Here is an 18,303-nt window from a genome sequence, read left to right on the forward strand (position 1 = left end):
CTGGTGGTGATCATAGAACGTCAGCCGTACGCCCCGGAGAGCAGGTGCCCGGCGCCGGGGGCGACGGCGGGCAGGCCGAGCGCCCGCAGCAGTTGGTGGGTGGTGCAGATCGCCGCCGAGACCACCGGCATGCCGAGCTGCTGTTCGGCCTCCTCGACGGCGGACAGCGAGGGCAGCTGCACGCAGGCGGAGAGCACCACGGCGTCCGCTCCGGCGTACGAGAGGCCCTTGGCGATCGCGGGCAGCCGGGCCGGGTCGTGGGCGGCCACCTCCAGGTTGTCGGCGATCTCCAGGGCGGCGTGGTCGAGCACCTCGATGCCCTCCTGGCCGAGGTAGTCGACCACCGTCCGGGCCAGTGGGCGCAGGTACGGGGTGACCATCGCGACCTTCTTCGCTCCGAGCACCTGGAGCCCGGCGACCAGGGCGCCGGCGCTGGTGACCACGGGCGCGGGCGCGCCGTTCTCGACGGTCCGGCGGTGCAGCCGCCGCTCGGCCTCGCGGTGGTAGCCGGGGCCGGTGGCCATCACCGCCACCAGACAGGCGTAGCCGATCACGTCGACCCGGGCGTCCGAGAGTTCGGCGGCGCAGCGGTCGGACTCGCCGTCCATGGCCCGCAGTTGCTCGGGGGTGACCCTGGTCATCCGCATCCGGCTGGAGTGGAAGGTGAACCGCTCGGGGGCGATCGCCTCGCGGGCCCGCAGCAGGGCCGGGACTTCGGTCTCCATGGTGACGTTGGAGCTGGGGACGATCTGGCCGATCCGGTAGGTGGTCATCTGCGCCGGACTCCTCTCAGCGGGCGTCGATCACGGGGTTGGCGAGGGTGCCGATCCGCTCGATGGTGGCCTCGACCAGGTCGCCGGGCTGCAGGAACTGCGGCGGGACCATCCCGGCGCCCACTCCGGAGGGGGAGCCGGTGGCGATCACGTCCCCGGGCTCCAGGGTCATGCCGGCCGAGATGTCGGCGATCAGCCGGGCGATGCCGAACAGCATGTGGCGGGTGTTGGAGTCCTGTCGCAGCTCGCCGTTGACCCGCAGCGAGAGGTCGAGCCGCTGGGGGTCGGGGATCTCGTCGGCGGTGACCACCACCGGCCCGAACGGCGCGTAGCTGTCCTGGCCCTTGGAGAAGAACCACTGGCCGGAGCGGCGCTGGTCGCGGGCGCTGATGTCGTTGACGATGCTGTAGCCGAACACGTGCCGCCAGGCGTCCCGTTCGCTCACCCGGCGGGCGGGTTCGCCGATCACCACGGCGAGTTCGCACTCCCAGTCGAGCTGCTTGGTGAGGTCGGCGTTGTGCAGGATCGGCTGGCCGGGGCCGGTCACGGCGGTGGCGGGCTTGCCGAACAGCACCGGACGGTCCGGGAGTTCGCGCTCGGTCTCCAGGCTGCGGTGGGACTCGGCCACGTGCTCCACGTAGTTGAGGCCGACGCCGACGATCTTGCCGGGGCGCAGCGGGGCGCACAGCGAGACCTCGGCGAGCGGCCGGGTCCGCCCCGGGTCGTCGAGCAGCCGGCGGGCGGTGGCCAGGGCGGGCTCGCCGACCCTGATCAACTCCAGGAGGGTGCCGGGGAGTTCGACACCGGCGGCGGCGGCCAGGGCGGTCAGGTCGGCGACCCGGTCGGTGCCGGTCCGGGCGCCCAGGCGGGGGGTGTCGTCGCCGTCGGCGCGGTAGGTCAGCAGCTGCATCGCGGTGAACTCCTGTTACGGGGTCGTGGGCTGGTGCCCGTCGTGGTCCGGGAAGGCCTCTTCGCGGTACAGGCCGAGCGAGTGCATCACCGGGAAGTCGTTGAAGGAGAACAGGCAGGCGTCCTCGCCCTGGTCGAGGTTCGCGTGCTCGTGCCAGGCCCAGGACGGCACCACGAAGACGTCGCCCTGCTGCCACGCGAAGCGCTGCCCGGCGATCACCGAGACGCCGCGCCCCTTGGCGGCGGTGTAGACCACCGAGCCGGTGTGCCGGTGGGCGCGGGTGGCCTGGCCGGGGCGGAGCAGCTGGAGGTGGGCGGCCATGGTGGGCATCACCGAGCCGCCGGTGGCCGGGTTGGTGTACTCCATGATCACGCCGTCGTAGGGCGATCCCTCGGTGGCGCGGGCGAGTCGGCACAGCGCGTGGTGGCTGGGCTCCCAGGGCCAGCCGAGCAGCGGCGAGTACGGGCGGGTCCACTTCTCGACGCCGTACGGGAGCAGGTTTCCGCCGTAGCTGAGCAGCGAGGAGTTCGGTACCGGGTCGGGCCGCTGGTGGAGGTCGGGGTGGACTTCGTAGAAGTTGGCGTCCAGGGTGTTGACCAGCGGGATGTCCAGGCCGTCCTGCCAGATCACCGGGTCGGACTCGGACTCGTTGCCGTGCTCGTGCCAGGTGCCGTTGGGGGTGATCGCGAAGTCGCGCGGGCCGACCCTGAGCTTCTGCCCGTCGACGATCGTCCAGGCGCCGGTGCCCTCGTGGACGAAGCGCAGGGCGGCGGCCTGGTGGCGGTGGGCGGTCATCGCCTCGCCGGGGCCCATGATCTGCAGTCCGGTGTACAACAGGCCGACGGCGGCGCTGAGTTCGCGGCGTCCTGGGTTGACCAGCATCACCACCCGGCGGCCCGCGTCGTCGGCCTGCACCAGCGGCAGGGCCTTGCGGACCAGCGGGCGCAGGTCGGCGTAGCGCCAGAGCACCGGGACGGACTTCGGCTGGGGGTACCAGGGTTCGATCTCGTTCGCCACCGTCCACAGGGCGCCGGCCTCGTGCTTGGCCAACTCCTCGTAGTAGGCGCGCAGTTCGGGGCTGTCCTGGACGCGGGCCCGGCCGATCCGGGCGTCGTCGTAGGTGCCTTCGGCGGTCATGCCTCCTCCTCGGTCAGATCTCGTCGCGGGAGTGGGTCGGTCGTGCGGGCGGGTCAGTCGTGGGGTCGGGGCAGTCGTGAGGGTGTGCCAGCGGCCGCAGCGGGCGGTCCTCCACGTGCAGCCGGAAGACGTCGAAGCGGTTGTAGTGGCCGATGATGTCGTGCATCTGCTTGGGCTGGATGCACCGGCCGAGGTCGATCTCGGCGTAGACGATGCCCTCCTCGTCCACCAGTGGTTCGGTGACCGCCCGGCCGTCCGGTCCGAAGATCCCGGACAGCGCGTTGCGCGGGCGGGCGAGCTGTTTGCGCACCTGCTGGTCCTCGCCGGCGATCAGGTCGACCATCTCGGGCGAGATGGTGGAGCAGGAGACCACGGTGAACAGCTTGCCCTCGAAGCAGTGGGCAGCGGCGCGCAGCGCGATCGCCTCCGCCATGTCGTAGTCCTCGGGGGCCACCGGCAGGGCGATGTAGCTGGCGGCGTGGACGAGTTCGCCCTGCGCCAGCAGGGTGAAGCGGGCCAGGGTGTTGGTGTTCTCGCCGCAGGCCAGCGCGCCGAGCGGACCGACGGCCGTGCGGTGCACCTTCAGCGAGCTGCCGTCACCCTGGGTCCAGGTCAGCTTCTCGGCCCAGGTCGGGACCAACTTGCGGTGAACGCCGAGGAGTTCGCCGTCCGAGCCGATGATCAGCAGGGTGTTGTACAGCACCCCGAGGCTGTGTCGGCCGCGCTCGTTGACGCCGATCACCAGCACCACCCCGGCCTGTCGGGCGGCGGCGCGCAGGGTGTCGACGTACGGCCCGGGGACGTCCACGGCGGCGCGGTACAGCCGTTCGTACCAGGGCGAGCCCTGGACGGGCGTCATCGTCCAGTTCCAGTACGGGTAGCCGGGCACGAACACCTCGGGGAAGACCACCAGTTCGGCGCCGCGTCCGGCCGCCTCCTGGATCAGGGCGACGGCCTTGTCCACTGTGGCGGCCGGGTCCAGGTAGACCGGGGCGGCCTGGACGGCGGCGGCGGTGAAGCGGGGCAGGTCCATGCTTCTCCTCACTCCTCACTCCTCGCCCTCGGTCGGGGGCGGCAGCCAGCGGCGGTGGACGGGCGGGGCGGCTTCGCGCAGCAGGTTCAGGCGCGGGGCGACCTTGTCGGCGCCCGGGCCCGGCGGCTTGCGGCGCCCGGCCAGCCAGGGCTCGGGCCAGGGCGCGCCGGGGCCGGTGTAGCCCTGGTCGGCGGCGGCGTGCAGGGTCCAGAAGGGGTCGTGCAGGTGGGCCCGGCCGATCGCGACCAGGTCGGCGCGGCCGGCCAGCAGGACGGAGTTGGCGTCGTCGTGGCCGGAGATCGCGCCCACCGCGACGGTCGGCAGGCCGGTGGCGGTGCGCACCAGCTCGGCGAACGGCGTCTGGTAGCCGCGCCCGTACGGCGGCCGCTGGTGCGCCACCACCTCGCCGGTGGACACGTCCACCGCGTCCGCCCCGGCGTCGGCCAGCGCCCGGCAGATCGCCACCGCCTCGGCCTCGGTGGTGCCGCCGGGTGCCCAGTCCGCGGCCGAGATCCGCACCAGCAGCGGCCGCCCGGCGGGCCAGGCGGCGCGGACGGCGGCCAGCACCTCGACCGGCAGTCGCAGTCGGTGGGCGAGCGGGCCGCCGTAGCGGTCGGTGCGGCGGTTGGCGAGCGGGGAGAGGAAGGCGGAGAGCAGGTGTCCGTGGCCGAACTGCAGCTCCAGCACGTCGAACCCGGCCCGGGCGGCGCGTTCGGCGGAGTCGGCGAAGTCGGCGGTGACGGCGGCCAGTTGGACGTCATTGGCCTCGTGCGGGGTCGGGCTGTCGGCGTCCCAGGGCAGCGGCGAGGGGGCGAGCAGCGGCCAGCCCTCGGCGAGCGGGCGGCCGATGCCGTCCGGTCCGGGCGCGGCGGTGGCGCCCCGGCGGCCGGCGTGGGTGAGCTGGATGCCCACCGGGGTGTCGCTCACCGCCGCGACGGCGCGCCGGAGTTCGGTCCAGGCGGCCTGCTGGCGGTCGGTCCACAGCCCGGGGCAGCGGTCGGTGGTCCGGCCCTCGGGGCTGACGGCGGTCATCCCGGCGATCACCAGGCCGGCGCCGCCGAGTGCGTGGGCGGTCAGCTGGGCCCGGTCGAAGGCGCTGGGCAGGGCGTCGGGGGAGGTGAAGGTGGCCAGCGGGGGGACGACGATCCGGTTGCGCAGCTCCAGTGCGCCCAGCTTCAGCGGCCGGAACATCGGCGGCACCCCGGGTGCGCCGCCGGCGGCGGTGTCCACGGCGGCGACGAACTCCGGGTCGCGGGCGCGCAGATTGCCGTAGGTGACCCGGCGGCTGCGGGTGAGCAGGTTGAAGGCGAACCGGTCGGCGTCCTGTCCGGTGCGGCGGCCGATCGTCTCGAACCACTCCAGGCTGGCCTGCGCGGCGCGCTGGGTGGACTCCACCACCGGCCGCCGCTCGGCCTCGTAGGCGGCCAACGCGCCGTCCAGGGTGGGCTGTTCGCTCAGTGCTGCGGCCAGGGCGAGGGCGTCCTCCAGCGCCAGCTTGGTGCCCGAGCCGATCGAGAAGTGCGCGGAGTGCGCGGCGTCGCCGAGCAGCACGGTGTTGCGGTGGCGCCAACTGGCGTTCCGTACCGTGGTGAAGCGGATCCAGCGGGAGGCGTTGGGGATCAGCCGGTGGCCGTCCAGGTGCCCGGCGAGCAGTTCGGCGCAGCGTGCCACGCTCGCGGTGTCGCTCTCGCCGCGGGTCGACTCCCGGGCGGCGAGGGCCTCGAAGCCCGCGCGGCGCCAGGCGTCCTCGGCGATCTCGACGATGAAGGTCGAGCGGGTGGCGCTGTACGGGTAGGCGTGCACCTGGACGGTGCCGAAGTCGAACTCCTCGACGATGAAGGTGAAGGCCTCGAAGACCCGGTCGGTGGCGAGCCAGATGTAGCGGCAGTGCCGCTCGTCCAGTTCGGTGCGGAACGCCTCGGGGTGGGCGGCCCGGGTGGCCGAGTGGATGCCGTCGGCGGCCACCACCAGGTCGTACTCGGCGGCGAGCCGGTCGACCGCTGGGGCGGGCGTGCGGTAGCGGACGTCCACCGCCAGGTCGGCGCAGCGCCGTTGCAGCACGGCGCGCAGCCGGTTGCGGTCCAGGGCGGCGAAGCCGTGGCCGCCGCTGGTGCGGACCTGGCCGGCGTAGCGGATGTCGATGTCGCTCCAGTGGGCGAACTCGGCGCTGATCGCGGCGAAGACCTCGGGGTCGGCCTGGGCGATGCCGTCCAGGGTCTCGTCGGAGAAGACCACGCCGAAGCCGAATTCGTCCTCCCGGCCGTCCCGTTCGAACACGGTGATCTCGCGCTCGGGGGCCAACCGCTTGGCCAGGGCGGCGAAGTAGAGCCCGCCCGGGCCGGCGCCGATGACGGCGATCCGGCGGGCCTCCGGGCCCGGGCCCGGGCGCGGTGGGCCGGTGCGCGGTGCACCCGCCGTCATGCGAGCACCTCCGCCTGCTGCGGCCCGGCCTCGGCGAGCGCCCGGCGGACCGGCGCGGGCCAGGGCTCGGCGCCCTTGGTGTGCGGGGCCGCGTGCACCACCGACATCCGGCCGCTGGCGGCCAGGCCCTGCGGCCCGTGCACCTCGAAGGCGTAGTGCAGCGAGGAGCCGCCGACCCGGACCACCCGCAGCTCGGTGCGGACGACGTCCCCGAACCAGAGCCGCTCGCGGTAGTCCGCCTCGAAGTGCACCCGGGGGATCCGCCCGAACAGCTCGGCCAGCCCGAGCCGGCGCAGCAGCGCCGCCTCCGCCGCCTCGGCCCAGCGTTGCACGGCGGAGAAGTGGTAGTGCCCGGCGGCGTCGGTGTCGGACCACTCGACCCGGCGCTCGATGGTGACACTGGCGGGGTTCGGTCGCGGTTCCAGGGCGGCCCTCCGGCGGAGTTCGGCGCGCAGCAGCTTGCCGGTCGCGGTGCGCGGCAGTCCGGTGACGAACTCGACGGCGCGCGGGTACTTGTACGGGGCGATGGTGCGCTTGACGTGTTCCTGGAGCTCCTTGACGGTCTCCGGGCCGGCCGTGGCGCCCTCGCGCAGCACCACGTAAGCCTTGACCACCGTGCCGCGCCGCTCGTCCGGGGCGGCCACCACGGCGCAGTCGGCCACCGCCGGGTGGGCGGCGAGCGCCTGTTCCACCTCGGGGCCGGCGATGTTGTAGCCGGCCGAGACGATCATGTCGTCGTTGCGGGCCTGGTACCAGAAGTAGCCGTCCCGGTCGCGGAGGTAGGTGTCGCCGGTGAGGTTCCAGCCGTTGCGGACGTAGTCGTGCTGGCGTTCGTCGTTCAGGTAGCGGCAGCCGGTCGGGCCCTTGACGGCGAGCAGCCCGGGTTCGCCGTCCGGCAGGGGGTTGCCCTGGTCGTCGAGTATCGCGGCCCGGTAGCCGGGGACGGGGCGGCCGGTGGCGCCGGGCCGGATGTCGCCGTCGGCGGCCGCGATGAACACGTGCAGCAGCTCGGTGGCGCCGATGCCGTCGATCAGGCGTCGGCCGGTGGCGGCGTGGAAGGCCTCCCAGACGGCTGCGGGCAGTGGCTCTCCGGCCGACACGCAGCGCCGCACGCCCGCCAGCCGGTCGGCCAGCCCGGCGGCGAGGATCGCCCGGTAGGCGGTCGGGGCGGTGAACAGCACGCTCACGCCGTGCCGCCGGACCAGCTCGGCGAGTTGCTCGGGGGCGGCCTGCTCCAGCAGCAGGCTGGCGGCGCCGGCCCGCAGCGGGAAGACCAGCAGGCCGCCGAGGCCGAAGGTGAAGCCGAGCGGCGGGGTGCCGGTGAACAGGTCGTCGGGGGTGGGGCGGAGCAGGTGGCGGGAGAAGGTGTCGGCGTTGGCCAGCACGTCGCGGTGGAAGTGCAGGGTGGCCTTGGGGCGGCCGGTGGTGCCGGACGTGAAGGCGATCAGTGCGACGTCGTCGGCGGCGGTCGGTACGGCGGTGAAGCCGGGGCGCCGGTCGGCGCAGCGGGCGGTGAGGTCTTCCGGGCCGGGGCCGCCGAAGGGCAGGACGCGCAGGCCGGGGGTGGCGGCCCGGTCGAGTTCGGCGAGGAAGCGGTGGTCGCACAGGGCGATGGTGGGGCGGGCGATCCGGGTCAGTTCGGTCAGCTCGGCCGCGCGCAGCAGCGGCATGGTGGTGACCACCACTCCGCCGGCCTTCAGGACGCCGAGCCAACAGGCGGCCAGCCAGGGCGTGTTGGGGCCGCGCAGCAGGACCCGGTTGCCGGTGGCCAGGCCCAGCTCCTCGGTGAGCAGTCCGGCGATCCGGTCGGCGTGGTCGCGCAGGTCGCCGTAGCTCCACCGCTCGGTCGGGGTGAGCAGGCAGCGGCGGTCCGGTCCGAGGCGGGCGATGGTGTCGTCGAGCAGGGCCGCGGCGCAGTTCAGGCGGTCGGGGTAGGCCAACTCCGGGAGTTCGAAGAGGAGTTCCGGCCACTGGTCGAAGGGCGGAAGATGGTCTCGGCAGAACGTGTCCACGTGCGCCGAGGGGGAGAGCTCCATGGGCGGGCACCTCGTTGTGCGAGCGGGAGTGAAGCCAGTATGGCGCTCTCGTGACGCCAGTCAAGAGAGCGATACATGCATTCGGGCTACCGCGGTGGGAGGTGCGGCCGGGCAGACGGAACGCCCCGCGGGCCGGTGGGGCCTGCGGGGCGTGAGGGGATTCCGGGTTGGGTGCGGCGTGGTTCCCGGGGTTCAGGTGTTCGGGCGTTCAGGCGGCGGACTGGAAGGTCGCGTCCGGCGCGCGGTCGTCCTGGGACTGCTGGGCCCGCTCGGCGAGCAGCCGGGTGAACAGGACCAGGGCGGGCGTGGTGGCGGCCGCGCCCGGCCCGTCGTCCTGCACGGACAGCAGGGTCGAGCCGACCCGCACCACGGCCTCCGTCGCCGACGCGCCCCGGGTGCGGGCGGCGCTCTGGTCGCCGATCGACGGGATGGTCACGGTGGTGGCGGCCTCCTGGCCGTCGCCCGGGCCGAGCATGCTGCCGAAGGCCCGGCCGGCCGCCTCGGCGGAGCTGAAGCCGACCACGGTGAACCGTACGGTCTGGGCCGGAACGGCGTGGAACGCCACGGTGGCGTAAGCGAGTTGCTGGTCGCAGGCGTCCGGGAGCAGACACGGCACGTCCGGCCCGCCGCCGGTCCCGGAGCGCGGCCCGCTCTCCACCTGCCAGCCGGCCGGCATCGCCGCCACGTCCGGCAGCACGCCCTGCGCCTGCGCGGGGTCGCGGACGGTCCGGGCGGCGTGGGCGAAGTCCGGCCCGGTGGGGTGCAGTAGCGGGCGCGAGCCGAGGTTGATGCCCAGTGAGACCAGCGCGGCGATCAGGACCAGGGCCAGGGCGACGATGATCGCGAGGTTGCCGCGCCGGGCGGCCAGGGCCCGGGCGCCGGCGGCGGCCGGGTCGACCCGGAGCTGGACGGTGGTCGGGCCGGTGGTCGGGCCGGTCCGTAGTTGGACGGTGCGGGGGTCGGCCTCCGGATTGCCGCGTAGTTGGACGGTGCGGGGGTCGGCCTCCGGATTGCCGCGTAGCTGGACGGTGCGGGGGTCCGCTTCGGGGTCGGTCCGTAGCTGGACGGTGCGCGGGTCGGCCGCTTGACCGGTCCGTAGCCGGACGGTGCTCGGACCGGTCGGTGTGCCGAGCGTGGTGGTGCCCAGGTACTGGGCGAACCCCTGGTCGGTGGACAGCAGTTGGCTGACGGCCGTGGCCAGCGCGGCGCGCGCCCGCGGATCGTCCGGCCCGCCCTCGATCGCCGCCAGGGCCCGCGCCCCCTCCGGCATCAGCCGCAGCCGGGCCCGCACCACCTCGGCCACCGGCTGCCCCGCCCCGCCCGTCGCACCCCGGGCCAGCCGGACCAGCGCCCGCACCACGCCCGGTACCAGCTCCTGGCCGTCCCCCATGGCAACTCCCCCCGCCGCATGAGTCCTTGCCACCAGGCTCCCGGACCGGTGGCCGGGACGCACCCCCACCGGACCGAACGGAGACTGAACTGCAACCGCGCCCGGACGCACCGGGCACCCGACGGCTCCTCCAGGCGTACCGGCGCGAGGGTGCGCGGCCGCCGGGCCGCCGGGCCGCCGCGTGCAGGACGCGGCGGCGGTCAGCGCACCGGCGTCGACATGTAGACCGCGCGGCGCCCGTAGCAGTCCGGCACCGCCACCTCCCGGTGCGCCCGGTAGCCGAGCAGCCGCAGCAGGATGTCGGCGCCGCGCACCGCGACCATCGAGATCCGCTCGAAGCCCGACTCCTCGGCCTGCGTCCGGAAGTGCCGCATGAACCCGAGCGCGACGTCCCGGCCGCGCAGGTCCTCGGCGATCACCAGGTCGTGCACGTGCAGGTTGGTGGAGGCGTACGTGCTCTCCTCCGGCCGGGTGAGGTCCGGGCAGCGCAGGGGCGGGTACGGCAGGCTGAGCAGGTAGCCGCGGACGACGCCCCGGTGTTCCAGCACGAAGCAGGTGGCCGGCGAGCTGCGGGCCCGGGACTGCAGGGCCTCCCGACCTTCCGACAGGCCGTCGGCCGCGTAGGCGTCGTGTTCCAGTGCGACCACGGCGTCCCAGTCGTCGTCGGCCAGTCGTCGGATCCGGAGGTCCCCGCTCACCGGGCCGGCACCTCCGCGTCGGCGTCCGGGCCCGCTGCGTCGGCTTCCGGACCCTGGGGGCCGGCGTCCAGGCCCTGGGCGCGGGCGGCGGTCACCAGCGCTGCCCAGGCCTCCACCAGCACCGCCCAGCGCTCGGCGTCCTGCCGGGCCTCGTCCAGGAGCTGCGGGCGCCGCTCGGCCACCACGTCCGCGAGTTCGGCGTACTTGCCGCCCAGCTTGCGGTAGGAGCGGTCCAGGACGTCCAGGCAGTGCTCGTTCCCGGCCCGGTCCCAGTCGACGCTGCCCCGGATCAGGTCGAGGACGGGCTCGACCTTCAGCCCGTGCCGCTCGTCCAGCAGCTCGCGGCCGAGGTCGATCATCCCGCCGTAGACCGGGTACAGGTACAGCATCGAGAGCAGGAACTTGACGAACCGCAGCTGGTAGGCGATGAAGCCGGCGCCAGTGCGGCGTTCGGGCGTGTAGTAGTTGACGATGTGGCGGTTGTGGACGACGCCGGGCAGCCGGGAGTGGACCAGGGCGTGCAGCAGGGCGTAGTCGCTGCCGATGGTCTCGATCGAGGGCAGGAGCGGCAGCACCTCGTAGGCCCGGTGGTCCAGGGCGATGTTGCACATGTAGACGTCCCAGATGTCGGGCACGCCGAGGACGGAGTCGTCGGAGCTGAACGGCCCGGAGTCGGAGCCCTTGAAGGAGACCTCCACCATCGCGTCGCGGTCCTCCTCCGGCCACACCGGCGGGGTCCACAGGCGCACCACGTCGCGGTAGACGGCCGGGTCCAGCTCGTGGATCTCGCTGATGTCCACGTTGAGTTCGCCGATGAAGGAGCCGCTGACCAGCATCACCGGCTTGTCCGCGTCGGCCGGGTCGAGCTCGGAGCGGGACACGCCGGCCACCGCCTCGCCGGCCGGCCGGCCGATCGAGAGCAGCTCGTGGTGGATCGGGAAGACCTTCTCGCCGTCGACGACCTGGAAGTCGGCGTCGTCGTTGCGCAGGTGCGCCGAGGTGCAGCCCAGGGCGGCTGCGCCCAGGAACAGCCGGTTGACGCAGGAGCCGTACGCGACGGCCGGCGGGAGCATCAGGTCGAGCAGCAGCTCGGGGTCGGCGGCGCCGGAGCGCTCGGCCACCCGGCGCAGGAAGTCCCGCTGCCGCTCCTCGCCCAGGTGGTGGACGACCACGCCGGGGGTCGGCTCCAGCGCGGCCACGGCGCGCGCGTTCTGCGCGAACTCGGCGGCACCGGTGGTGTCGAGGATGAGGAGGTGCGCCTCGACCCCGAAGTTGGCGACGGCGTAGGCCGCCTCCTCGGCGAGTTCCGCGATGGTCTCGGGGCAGGGACGCATGGTCGGCAGGGCGAGGCAGATTCTCTGCATGGCGGTGGTTCTCCGTCTTTTCGTCAGAAACGTTGCGGCAACGGCGACATGAGTGCTTCGAGGCGCACCACCGTGGACTAGACCACTTCCCAAGTCAACGATTGACAAGGCGGCTGCGGCGAGGTGGAATGCGCCCCCGCCCGGCCGCTTCCGGGGCTTCCCCGGGCCCCTTTTCGGGCAGGAGGAGTACGGAGCCGGCGGCACGCGCCGCGGGCCCCGGCCCGCACGCCAGGACGAACTCCCCTCGATGATCCGAACGGCCGTGCGGGCGCAGGAGGTTCAACGCCACCGATCCTGCCGTCGGGGTCAACCCCCGGCCGGGACCTGCCGATACCGGCAATGACGCCACTACGCCGTTCGGAGGAGCCAGCATGCCCGAGCCGTGGCTGCCCGGTGCCGAGATCCACGACCTCGGCGACCACGCACCGACCGACCACCAGTACCCGCCGAAGGCCATCGCCCACATCACCTGGGACCGCAACGCCACCGCCTCCGCACCGCAGGACTGGTGCTCCTACGAGGACCTGGTCGGGTACTTCACCGGCCCCGGCGCCGGTGACGCCCCGCACCTGGTCTGGGACCCGTTCAGCGGCCGCGCCGCCCAGCTGTTCCCCGCCGACTCCCGCTCCAAGAGCCTGCTCAGCCCCGACCAGAGCCCCACCCGCACCAACCGGGCCGGGCGGGTGGTGATCCAGATCGAGGCGGTCTTCTTCCCGTACTGCCGCCACCAGGGCACGGTCTACCCGCGGCTGGTCGACACCCCCTGCGCGGGCTGGGACCGGATCCACGCCTGGATCTCCTCCTGGGGCGTGCCCGACGTGTGGCCGATGGGGCGGCCCACCGACCTCTCCGCGCACCGCGACGAGCGGGTCTGGGAGACCGTCGGCGGCTGGTACGCCCACGCCCACGTGCCCTTCAACGACCACGTCGACCCCGGCTCCTGGCCCGCCTTCACCGCCGGCTCCGGCTCGCCGTCCGGGCCGCCCTCCCAGCCGCCCCCGGTGCCGCCCGCCGGCCCCACCCCGGCCCGCTACCAGGTCAGCATCAACGGCCTGGCGTACGGCTACGGCGCCCACGGCTACCAGGTCACCACGGTCGGCCGGGCGCTGGTCGCGGCCGGCTTCGGCGCCCACTACCACTCCGGGCCCGGACCGGACTGGACGGACGCCGACACCGAGAACTACGCCGACTACCAGACGAGCCTGGGCTACTCCGGGCAGGCCGCCGACGGCGTACCCGGCGAGGGCTCGCTGCGCCGGCTGCTCGGCTACCTGCCCGGGCCGCGCACCGTCTCGCTCGCCCACGTCGTCGCGGCGGCGCACACCGACCCGGGTGCCGAGCAGGGGCACCGGACGTACGGGGCCGAGGTGGCGATCGTCGAACAGGCGCTGGTGGACGAGGGGTTGCTCGAACAGCGCTGGGTGGACGGCTCCTTCGGCAGCCTCACGGTCACGGCGTACGCGGGCTGGCAGCGGCGGTGCGGCTACACGGCGGGGGCCGCGGACGGGATCCCCGGATCGGACTCGCTGCACCGGCTGGGCGCGGCCCACGGCTTCGCGGTGACGGACTGACGCGCCGATGCCGACGGGCTGGCGGGCCTACGGGCTGACCGGGCAGGCGGGGCTGACCGGGCTGGCGGGCCGACTGCGTCTGCTCCGGCGGGCGTACTCCCGGGGAAGTTGATCGGTCGCGGTTGCTCCCGGCGCGTACTCGCCCGGGAGTAGGCCAAGTTAGTTCCACCGTCAGATGCCCGATGAGGAGCGGGCGGGGGAGTCTGGGCGCGTCCTCGTGACCCCGACTCGAAGGAGGTACCCGTGCGCTCGTCCACCGGAGCCGTCGCGGCCCCCGGCGCGCGGCGGCGGCCCACCGGCCGCCGCCTGTCGCCGCGGGCGCGCAAGCGGCTGGTGGTGCTGCACGTCGTCGTCTCGGTGAGCTGGCTGGCGCTGATGCTCTGCCTGCTCACCCTGGCGGTGACGGCGCTGACCACCGACGACGCCGACCGGTTGAGAACCGCCTACCGGGCGATGGCTCTGCTGGGCGACCCGCTCATCCTGCCGCTGAGCCTGCTCACCCTGCTGAGCGGGGTGGTGCTGGGGCTCGGCACGTCCTGGGGCCTGTTCCGGTACTACTGGGTGAGCACCAAGTTCTGGCTGACGCTCGGCGCGATGGCCGCCTCGGTGTTCGCCCTCACCGACCGGCTTCACGACGCGGCCCGCGTCGCGGACGCTCACCCGGCCGGGCCGATCCCGGTGGCGGAGCTCGGCTTCGTCCGCTACAACACGGTGATCGTCCCGGCGGTCGCGCTCGCGCTCTACCTGTTCAACGTCATCCTGTCGGTGTACAAGCCCTGGGGGCGCCGCACGGCCGCGGGCGAGCGCCCGGGCCGAATACCGCGGGCGGGTGACCGGACCGAGGCCCGGACCGAGGCCGGGCCCGGGCCCGAGGGGCGATGACGGCCGCACCCATCGGCGCCGGCCGGGGGAATGCCCACCCGGCGGGCGGGCGTTGTCCACCCACGTGACCAGCGCTACGCCCGCGACCAGGCTCTCCGTCCTCGACCGCTCCCGGACCAGACAGGGCGAGGAACCGGCGCAGGCGCTGCGCAACACGGTGGCCCTCGCCCGCGAGGTCGAGCGGCTGGGCTACCACCGGTTCTGGGTCTCCGAGCACCACGGCGTGCCCGGGGTGGCCGGATCGGCGCCGACGGTGCTCGCCGCGGCGGTCGCGGCGGCCACCAGCCGGATCCGGGTCGGCACCGGCGGGGTGATGCTGCCCAACCACCAGCCCATGGTGGTGGCCGAGCAGTTCGGGGTGCTGGCGGCACTGTTCCCGGGGCGGATCGACATGGGGCTCGGCCGCTCGGTGGGCTTCACCGACGGCGTCCGGCGGGCGCTCGGGCGGGAGAAGGACGCCGCGGACGACTTCGGAGGCCAGCTGAGCGAGCTGCTCGGCTACTTCGACGGCTCGCAGCAGGTGCACCGGGACGTCCACGCCCGTCCGGCCGAGGGCCTGCACGTGCCGGCCTTCGTCCTGGCCACCGGTGCGGGCGCCGAGCTGGCCGCCGAGGCTGGGCTGCCGCTGGTGATCGCCGCCGCGCGCGGGGAGGACCGGATGCTCGCCGCGATCGACGCCTATCGCAGCCGCTTCCGCCCCTCCGAGCAGGCCGACGAGCCGTACGTGGTGGTCTCGGGCACGGTCGCGGTGGCCGAGACCGAGGAACGGGCGCGCGAACTACTCGTCCCGGAGGCCTGGGCCGGCGCGTACTCCCGCACCCACGGGGAGTTCCCGCCGCTGGCCCCGGCCGCCGAGATCCGGGCGCGGGCGATGAGCGGGCGCGAGCGGGCCGCGTTCGAACAGTCGCTCAAGGGCCACATCGCTGGCACCCCGGAGCAGACCGCCGCCGAGCTGGCCGCCCTGGTGGCGCGCAGCGGCGCGGACGAGTTCCTGGTGGCGACCAGCACCTACGACCGCACCGCACTCCTGGACTCCTACCGTCTGCTCGCCGAGGCCGTCGGCCAGGCCTGAGGCGTGGTCGACCTGGGCCGGGTCGACCCGGCCCCCCGGGCCGGATTTCTGACCAGGCGTGATGACCTGCTATTGTTTTTCTCGTCGAGGGGAAATGATCTTCCGCAACGAAGACTTCTCGAACATGCGTCAGCGGTGCTACCAGAGCACGTCCTACTTTCAGTAGGAAGAGTCCGTGCGATCCGGGCCTGGCGCTCCACCCGAAGGGGCCCGTTCCGTCCAGCGGAACGGGCCCCTTCGTCATGCCCGGCCGTCCGCGGGGCCCTCCACTCGTCCGCCGGGGCGCTCCGCCCGTCCGCCCGTCCGCCGGAGCCCGAGCCGCCGTCCGCCCGTCGGCGTGGCCGTGCGCGCCCGGTTGGCGAACGGTGGGTCCTCTTATCGCACTTTGGTCCTCGAAACCCTCGCCAGCGATCCGGTATCAGCCAAGGTCTCGCACCAGGTGGCTGGTGGGCCATCCGTCGCGACGGTCGACCGGCCAGCGGGTTTGCCCCTCAGGCAGGCCTGGCGCTCCATCACACCTTGGCTGAAACCCGTCGCATCTGGTGTGAATATGCCATTGGAATGTTCGTCATACGGAATCCGGCAGTAGCCTTCCGTGTCGAACCCGCCACTGCTGGTGGCGACCCGGCCGGAGTCGCGCTGCGCCCGGCCACCCAGACCCCCTCGAAGGAGCCGGTGTGCCGGGTATCGACGAATGCCTCTCCGGAGCGATGGCGATCGCCGGAGCCCGCTCGGCGAGCCTGGTCGACTGGAGCAGCGGACTTGCCCTCGGCAGCCTCGGGGACAGCCCGGTCGGCGAACACGAGACCGCGGCGGCCGAGGCAACCGATTTGGTGCGCGCGGCAGTTGAGAGCCAGACCTTCACCGTGGCGGAGGACCGGCGCTCGCCCTTGGAGGACATCATCGTCACCGCGGGCCGCAGCTACCACCTGATCCGCTTCATCGACACCGTCTTCGACAGCCGGCTCGTCCTGCACCTCTGGCTGGACCGGGAGTCGGGCAACCTCGCCGTCGCCCGCTTCCGCCTCCAGGCCCTCGCCGAGGAGCTGGTGCTGGGGTGAGCGCGGCGCCCGTACCGACCGTCGCATTCCGGCCAGCCGGCTGCGCCACCTCGCCCGCCGTTGCCGCGTCGATGACCCCGATGGCCCCGACGTCCCCGATGGCCCCGACGTCCCTGATGGCCCCGGCGATCCCGACACCCCCGATGTCCCCGACACCCCCGACCGCCCGGCGGTGGCCCGCATGACCGCCGGACCTCTGACCGCCGGACCGCTGACGGCCGGACCGCTGACGGCCGGACCGCTGACGGCCGGACCGCTGACGGCCGGACCGCTGACCGCCGCTCCGCTGGTCGCCGAAGCGCCGCCGGCGGAGCGGACCGACCGGGCCGAGTCCGCCTCGCCCAGGACCCCGGGCGAGGCCGTCGCCCTGCTCGCCGCCCGCCGGGCCACCGGCGCCCTGCACGGTCCGCTCGGCATCCTCCACCTGGTCGACGGCCAGGTGGCCGCCGCCGAGTCGCCGCGCGCGCCCGGGCTGGCCGACCTGCTCACCGGCTGCGGCCGGATCACCTCCGAGGACTGGGCCGAGCTGCTGGACCGCCACGGCCCGCAGGGGCGGGTCGGCGAAGTCCTGGTCGAACGGCGGCTGCTCACCCACGGTGAGCTCGAACTCGGCCACCTGGGCACGCTGTTCGACGCCTCCTACTTCGTCCTCGCCGACCGGGCCGGAGGCACCTGGCGGTTCGAGTCCGCCACCCGGCACTGGCTCGGCCCGGTGGCACTGGTCGACCCGGCGCGGCTCGGCCGCGAGGTCGAGCGCCGTCGCCAGCTCCTCGACCGGATCTGGCCCTGGCCGCAGCTCGACACCGCGCCGGTGCGTCCGGTCGAGCACGGCCGACGCCCCTCGCACCGCCCGCCCGGCCGACGCCGACGCGACCTGCTTGACCACGCCGACGGCCGAAGAACCCCGGCGGACCTGGCCCGGCTGCTCGGCCGCTCCGGCTTCGGTGTGACGGCGGACGTCCGCCGGCTGGCCGCCGCGGGACTGCTCGACGCCCCCCGCCACGCCGCGCCGGCCGCCACGCCCCCGGCCGCCGCCCCCGGTCCGGCCGCACCCGGACAACCCGGAGCCGCCCCCGCCCGCCCGTCCGCCGCCCCCGTCCGCCCCGGCGGCGGACTGCACCGCAGGGTCCCCGGCGCGACCCTCCGCGGCACCCCGGCCACCAGCCCCCCGGTCACCAGCTCCCCGCCCCCCGGCCCCGCAGCCCCCGCGCCCGCCCCCACGCGCTCCGACCGACCACCCACCCCGGCAGCGGCCCACCCGCTGACCGTCCCCGACCCGGACATCGCGCTGCTGACCCGGGTCCGAGACCTTCTGGAGGCCCGACTTTGAGCCACTCTCCGCCCGCGACCCCGCCGTCCCGGCCATGAGGCGGGCGCTCAAGCAGCGTGTCGGAAGGAGACAACTGATCGCCTTGGAGACCGAGCTGCTCGCCGAACTCCGCGCCGTCAAACGCCGCGTCCCGCACCTCGCGGGCGGCCTGGTGGCCAGCGTGGACGGCCTGCTGGTCGCGCACGACACCCACGGGACGGAACCCACCGGTCTGGCCGCGATGACGGCGGCCTCGCTCTCGCTGGCCCAGCGGCTGGCGGACACCACCGGCCAGGGCGAGTTCCGCGAGTCGGTGGTGCGCGGCGAACACGGCTACGTCGCCACCTACGCGGCCGGCGGCAGCTGCGTGCTGACCCTGCTGGCGCTCCCGGACGTCAACGTCGGCCGGCTCCACCTGGAGGCCCGTCGCTGCGCCCGGCGCATCGCCGAGCTGCTCAACGACGCCCTGGTGCCGAAGGACCCGCGCGACGCGGGCTGACCCGCCCTGACCGAGGACCCTTCCCGTCCATCGACCATCCGACCGACCCAACCGACCGACCCAACCGACCGACCCAACCGACCGACCCAACCGACCGACCCAACCGACCGACCCAACCGACCGACCCAACCGACCGACCCAACCGAC

At 74.1% G+C, this 18,303-nt stretch carries 15 protein-coding genes and 1 pseudogene; 6 read left to right on the plus strand and 10 right to left on the minus strand.

Annotated features, from left to right (window positions below):
• Positions 1-20 precede the first annotated feature (20 nt).
• The 10 genes and pseudogenes from ACZ7BZ_RS28920 to ACZ7BZ_RS28965 form a co-directional block, all read right to left on the minus strand.
• Positions 21-773: a maleate cis-trans isomerase family protein gene (locus tag ACZ7BZ_RS28920; RefSeq protein ID WP_470360894.1), complete on the minus strand. Its 753-nt coding sequence runs from the start codon at positions 771-773 to the stop codon at positions 21-23.
• Positions 774-789: 16 nt separating this feature from the next.
• Positions 790-1,683 (minus strand): fumarylacetoacetate hydrolase family protein, encoded by an 894-nt coding sequence (locus tag ACZ7BZ_RS28925; RefSeq protein WP_470360895.1) that lies wholly within the window; start codon positions 1,681-1,683, stop codon positions 790-792.
• 15 nt (positions 1,684-1,698) lie between these two features.
• Positions 1,699-2,820 carry a cupin domain-containing protein gene (locus tag ACZ7BZ_RS28930; protein WP_470360896.1) on the minus strand — a complete coding sequence of 374 codons (1,122 nt, stop codon included), beginning with the start codon at positions 2,818-2,820 and terminating at the stop codon, positions 1,699-1,701.
• 13 nt (positions 2,821-2,833) lie between these two features.
• Positions 2,834-3,853: a carbon-nitrogen hydrolase family protein gene (locus tag ACZ7BZ_RS28935; protein ID WP_470360897.1), complete on the minus strand. Its 1,020-nt coding sequence runs from the start codon at positions 3,851-3,853 to the stop codon at positions 2,834-2,836.
• A gap of 15 nt (positions 3,854-3,868) precedes the next feature.
• Positions 3,869-6,274 carry an oxidoreductase gene (locus ACZ7BZ_RS28940; RefSeq protein ID WP_470360898.1) on the minus strand — a complete coding sequence of 802 codons (2,406 nt, stop codon included), beginning with the start codon at positions 6,272-6,274 and terminating at the stop codon, positions 3,869-3,871.
• Positions 6,271-6,606 (minus strand): acyl-CoA thioesterase, encoded by a 336-nt coding sequence (locus ACZ7BZ_RS28945; RefSeq protein ID WP_380463413.1) that lies wholly within the window; start codon positions 6,604-6,606, stop codon positions 6,271-6,273. The genes ACZ7BZ_RS28940 and ACZ7BZ_RS28945 overlap by 4 nt, the downstream gene beginning before the upstream one ends.
• A gap of 93 nt (positions 6,607-6,699) precedes the next feature.
• Positions 6,700-8,310: pseudogene (locus ACZ7BZ_RS28950) on the minus strand (AMP-binding protein); the annotation flags it as partial.
• A 208-nt stretch (positions 8,311-8,518) separates the two neighbouring features.
• Positions 8,519-9,700 carry a hypothetical protein gene (locus tag ACZ7BZ_RS28955; RefSeq protein WP_470360899.1) on the minus strand — a complete coding sequence of 394 codons (1,182 nt, stop codon included), beginning with the start codon at positions 9,698-9,700 and terminating at the stop codon, positions 8,519-8,521.
• Between the two features lie 200 nt (positions 9,701-9,900).
• Positions 9,901-10,398 (minus strand): GNAT family N-acetyltransferase, encoded by a 498-nt coding sequence (locus tag ACZ7BZ_RS28960; RefSeq protein ID WP_470360900.1) that lies wholly within the window; start codon positions 10,396-10,398, stop codon positions 9,901-9,903.
• Positions 10,395-11,762, minus strand: a complete 1,368-nt coding sequence (locus ACZ7BZ_RS28965; protein WP_470360901.1) for a DUF6271 family protein — start codon at positions 11,760-11,762, stop codon at positions 10,395-10,397. Before ACZ7BZ_RS28965 ends, ACZ7BZ_RS28960 begins: the two co-directional genes overlap by 4 nt.
• A gap of 371 nt (positions 11,763-12,133) precedes the next feature.
• On the opposite strand from ACZ7BZ_RS28965, the gene ACZ7BZ_RS28970 reads away from it, so the two are divergent.
• The 6 genes from ACZ7BZ_RS28970 to ACZ7BZ_RS28995 all read left to right on the plus strand — a co-directional run bounded on the left by ACZ7BZ_RS28970 (position 12,134) and on the right by ACZ7BZ_RS28995 (position 18,156).
• Entirely contained in the window at positions 12,134-13,333 is a 1,200-nt protein-coding gene (locus ACZ7BZ_RS28970) for a peptidoglycan-binding protein (RefSeq protein ID WP_470360902.1), read from the plus strand.
• 243 nt (positions 13,334-13,576) lie between these two features.
• A complete protein-coding gene (locus tag ACZ7BZ_RS28975; protein ID WP_470360903.1) occupies positions 13,577-14,215 on the plus strand; it encodes a DUF2269 domain-containing protein in 639 nt (212 codons plus the stop codon).
• Positions 14,216-14,279: 64 nt separating this feature from the next.
• The gene (locus tag ACZ7BZ_RS28980) at positions 14,280-15,287 is read left to right on the plus strand and encodes an LLM class flavin-dependent oxidoreductase (RefSeq protein WP_470360904.1); all 1,008 of its coding nucleotides are present in this window, start codon (positions 14,280-14,282) and stop codon (positions 15,285-15,287) included.
• Between the two features lie 677 nt (positions 15,288-15,964).
• Complete coding sequence (locus tag ACZ7BZ_RS28985) at positions 15,965-16,348, plus strand: hypothetical protein (protein ID WP_188302932.1); 384 nt, start codon at positions 15,965-15,967, stop codon at positions 16,346-16,348.
• Positions 16,349-16,529: 181 nt separating this feature from the next.
• The gene (locus ACZ7BZ_RS28990; protein WP_470360905.1) at positions 16,530-17,678 is read left to right on the plus strand and encodes a hypothetical protein; all 1,149 of its coding nucleotides are present in this window, start codon (positions 16,530-16,532) and stop codon (positions 17,676-17,678) included.
• An 82-nt stretch (positions 17,679-17,760) separates the two neighbouring features.
• Positions 17,761-18,156, plus strand: coding sequence for a roadblock/LC7 domain-containing protein (locus ACZ7BZ_RS28995; RefSeq protein WP_380462478.1), 396 nt, complete (start codon positions 17,761-17,763; stop codon positions 18,154-18,156).
• Positions 18,157-18,303 lie beyond the last annotated feature (147 nt).

The sequence above is a fragment of the Kitasatospora sp. NPDC036934 genome (assembly GCF_055608425.1).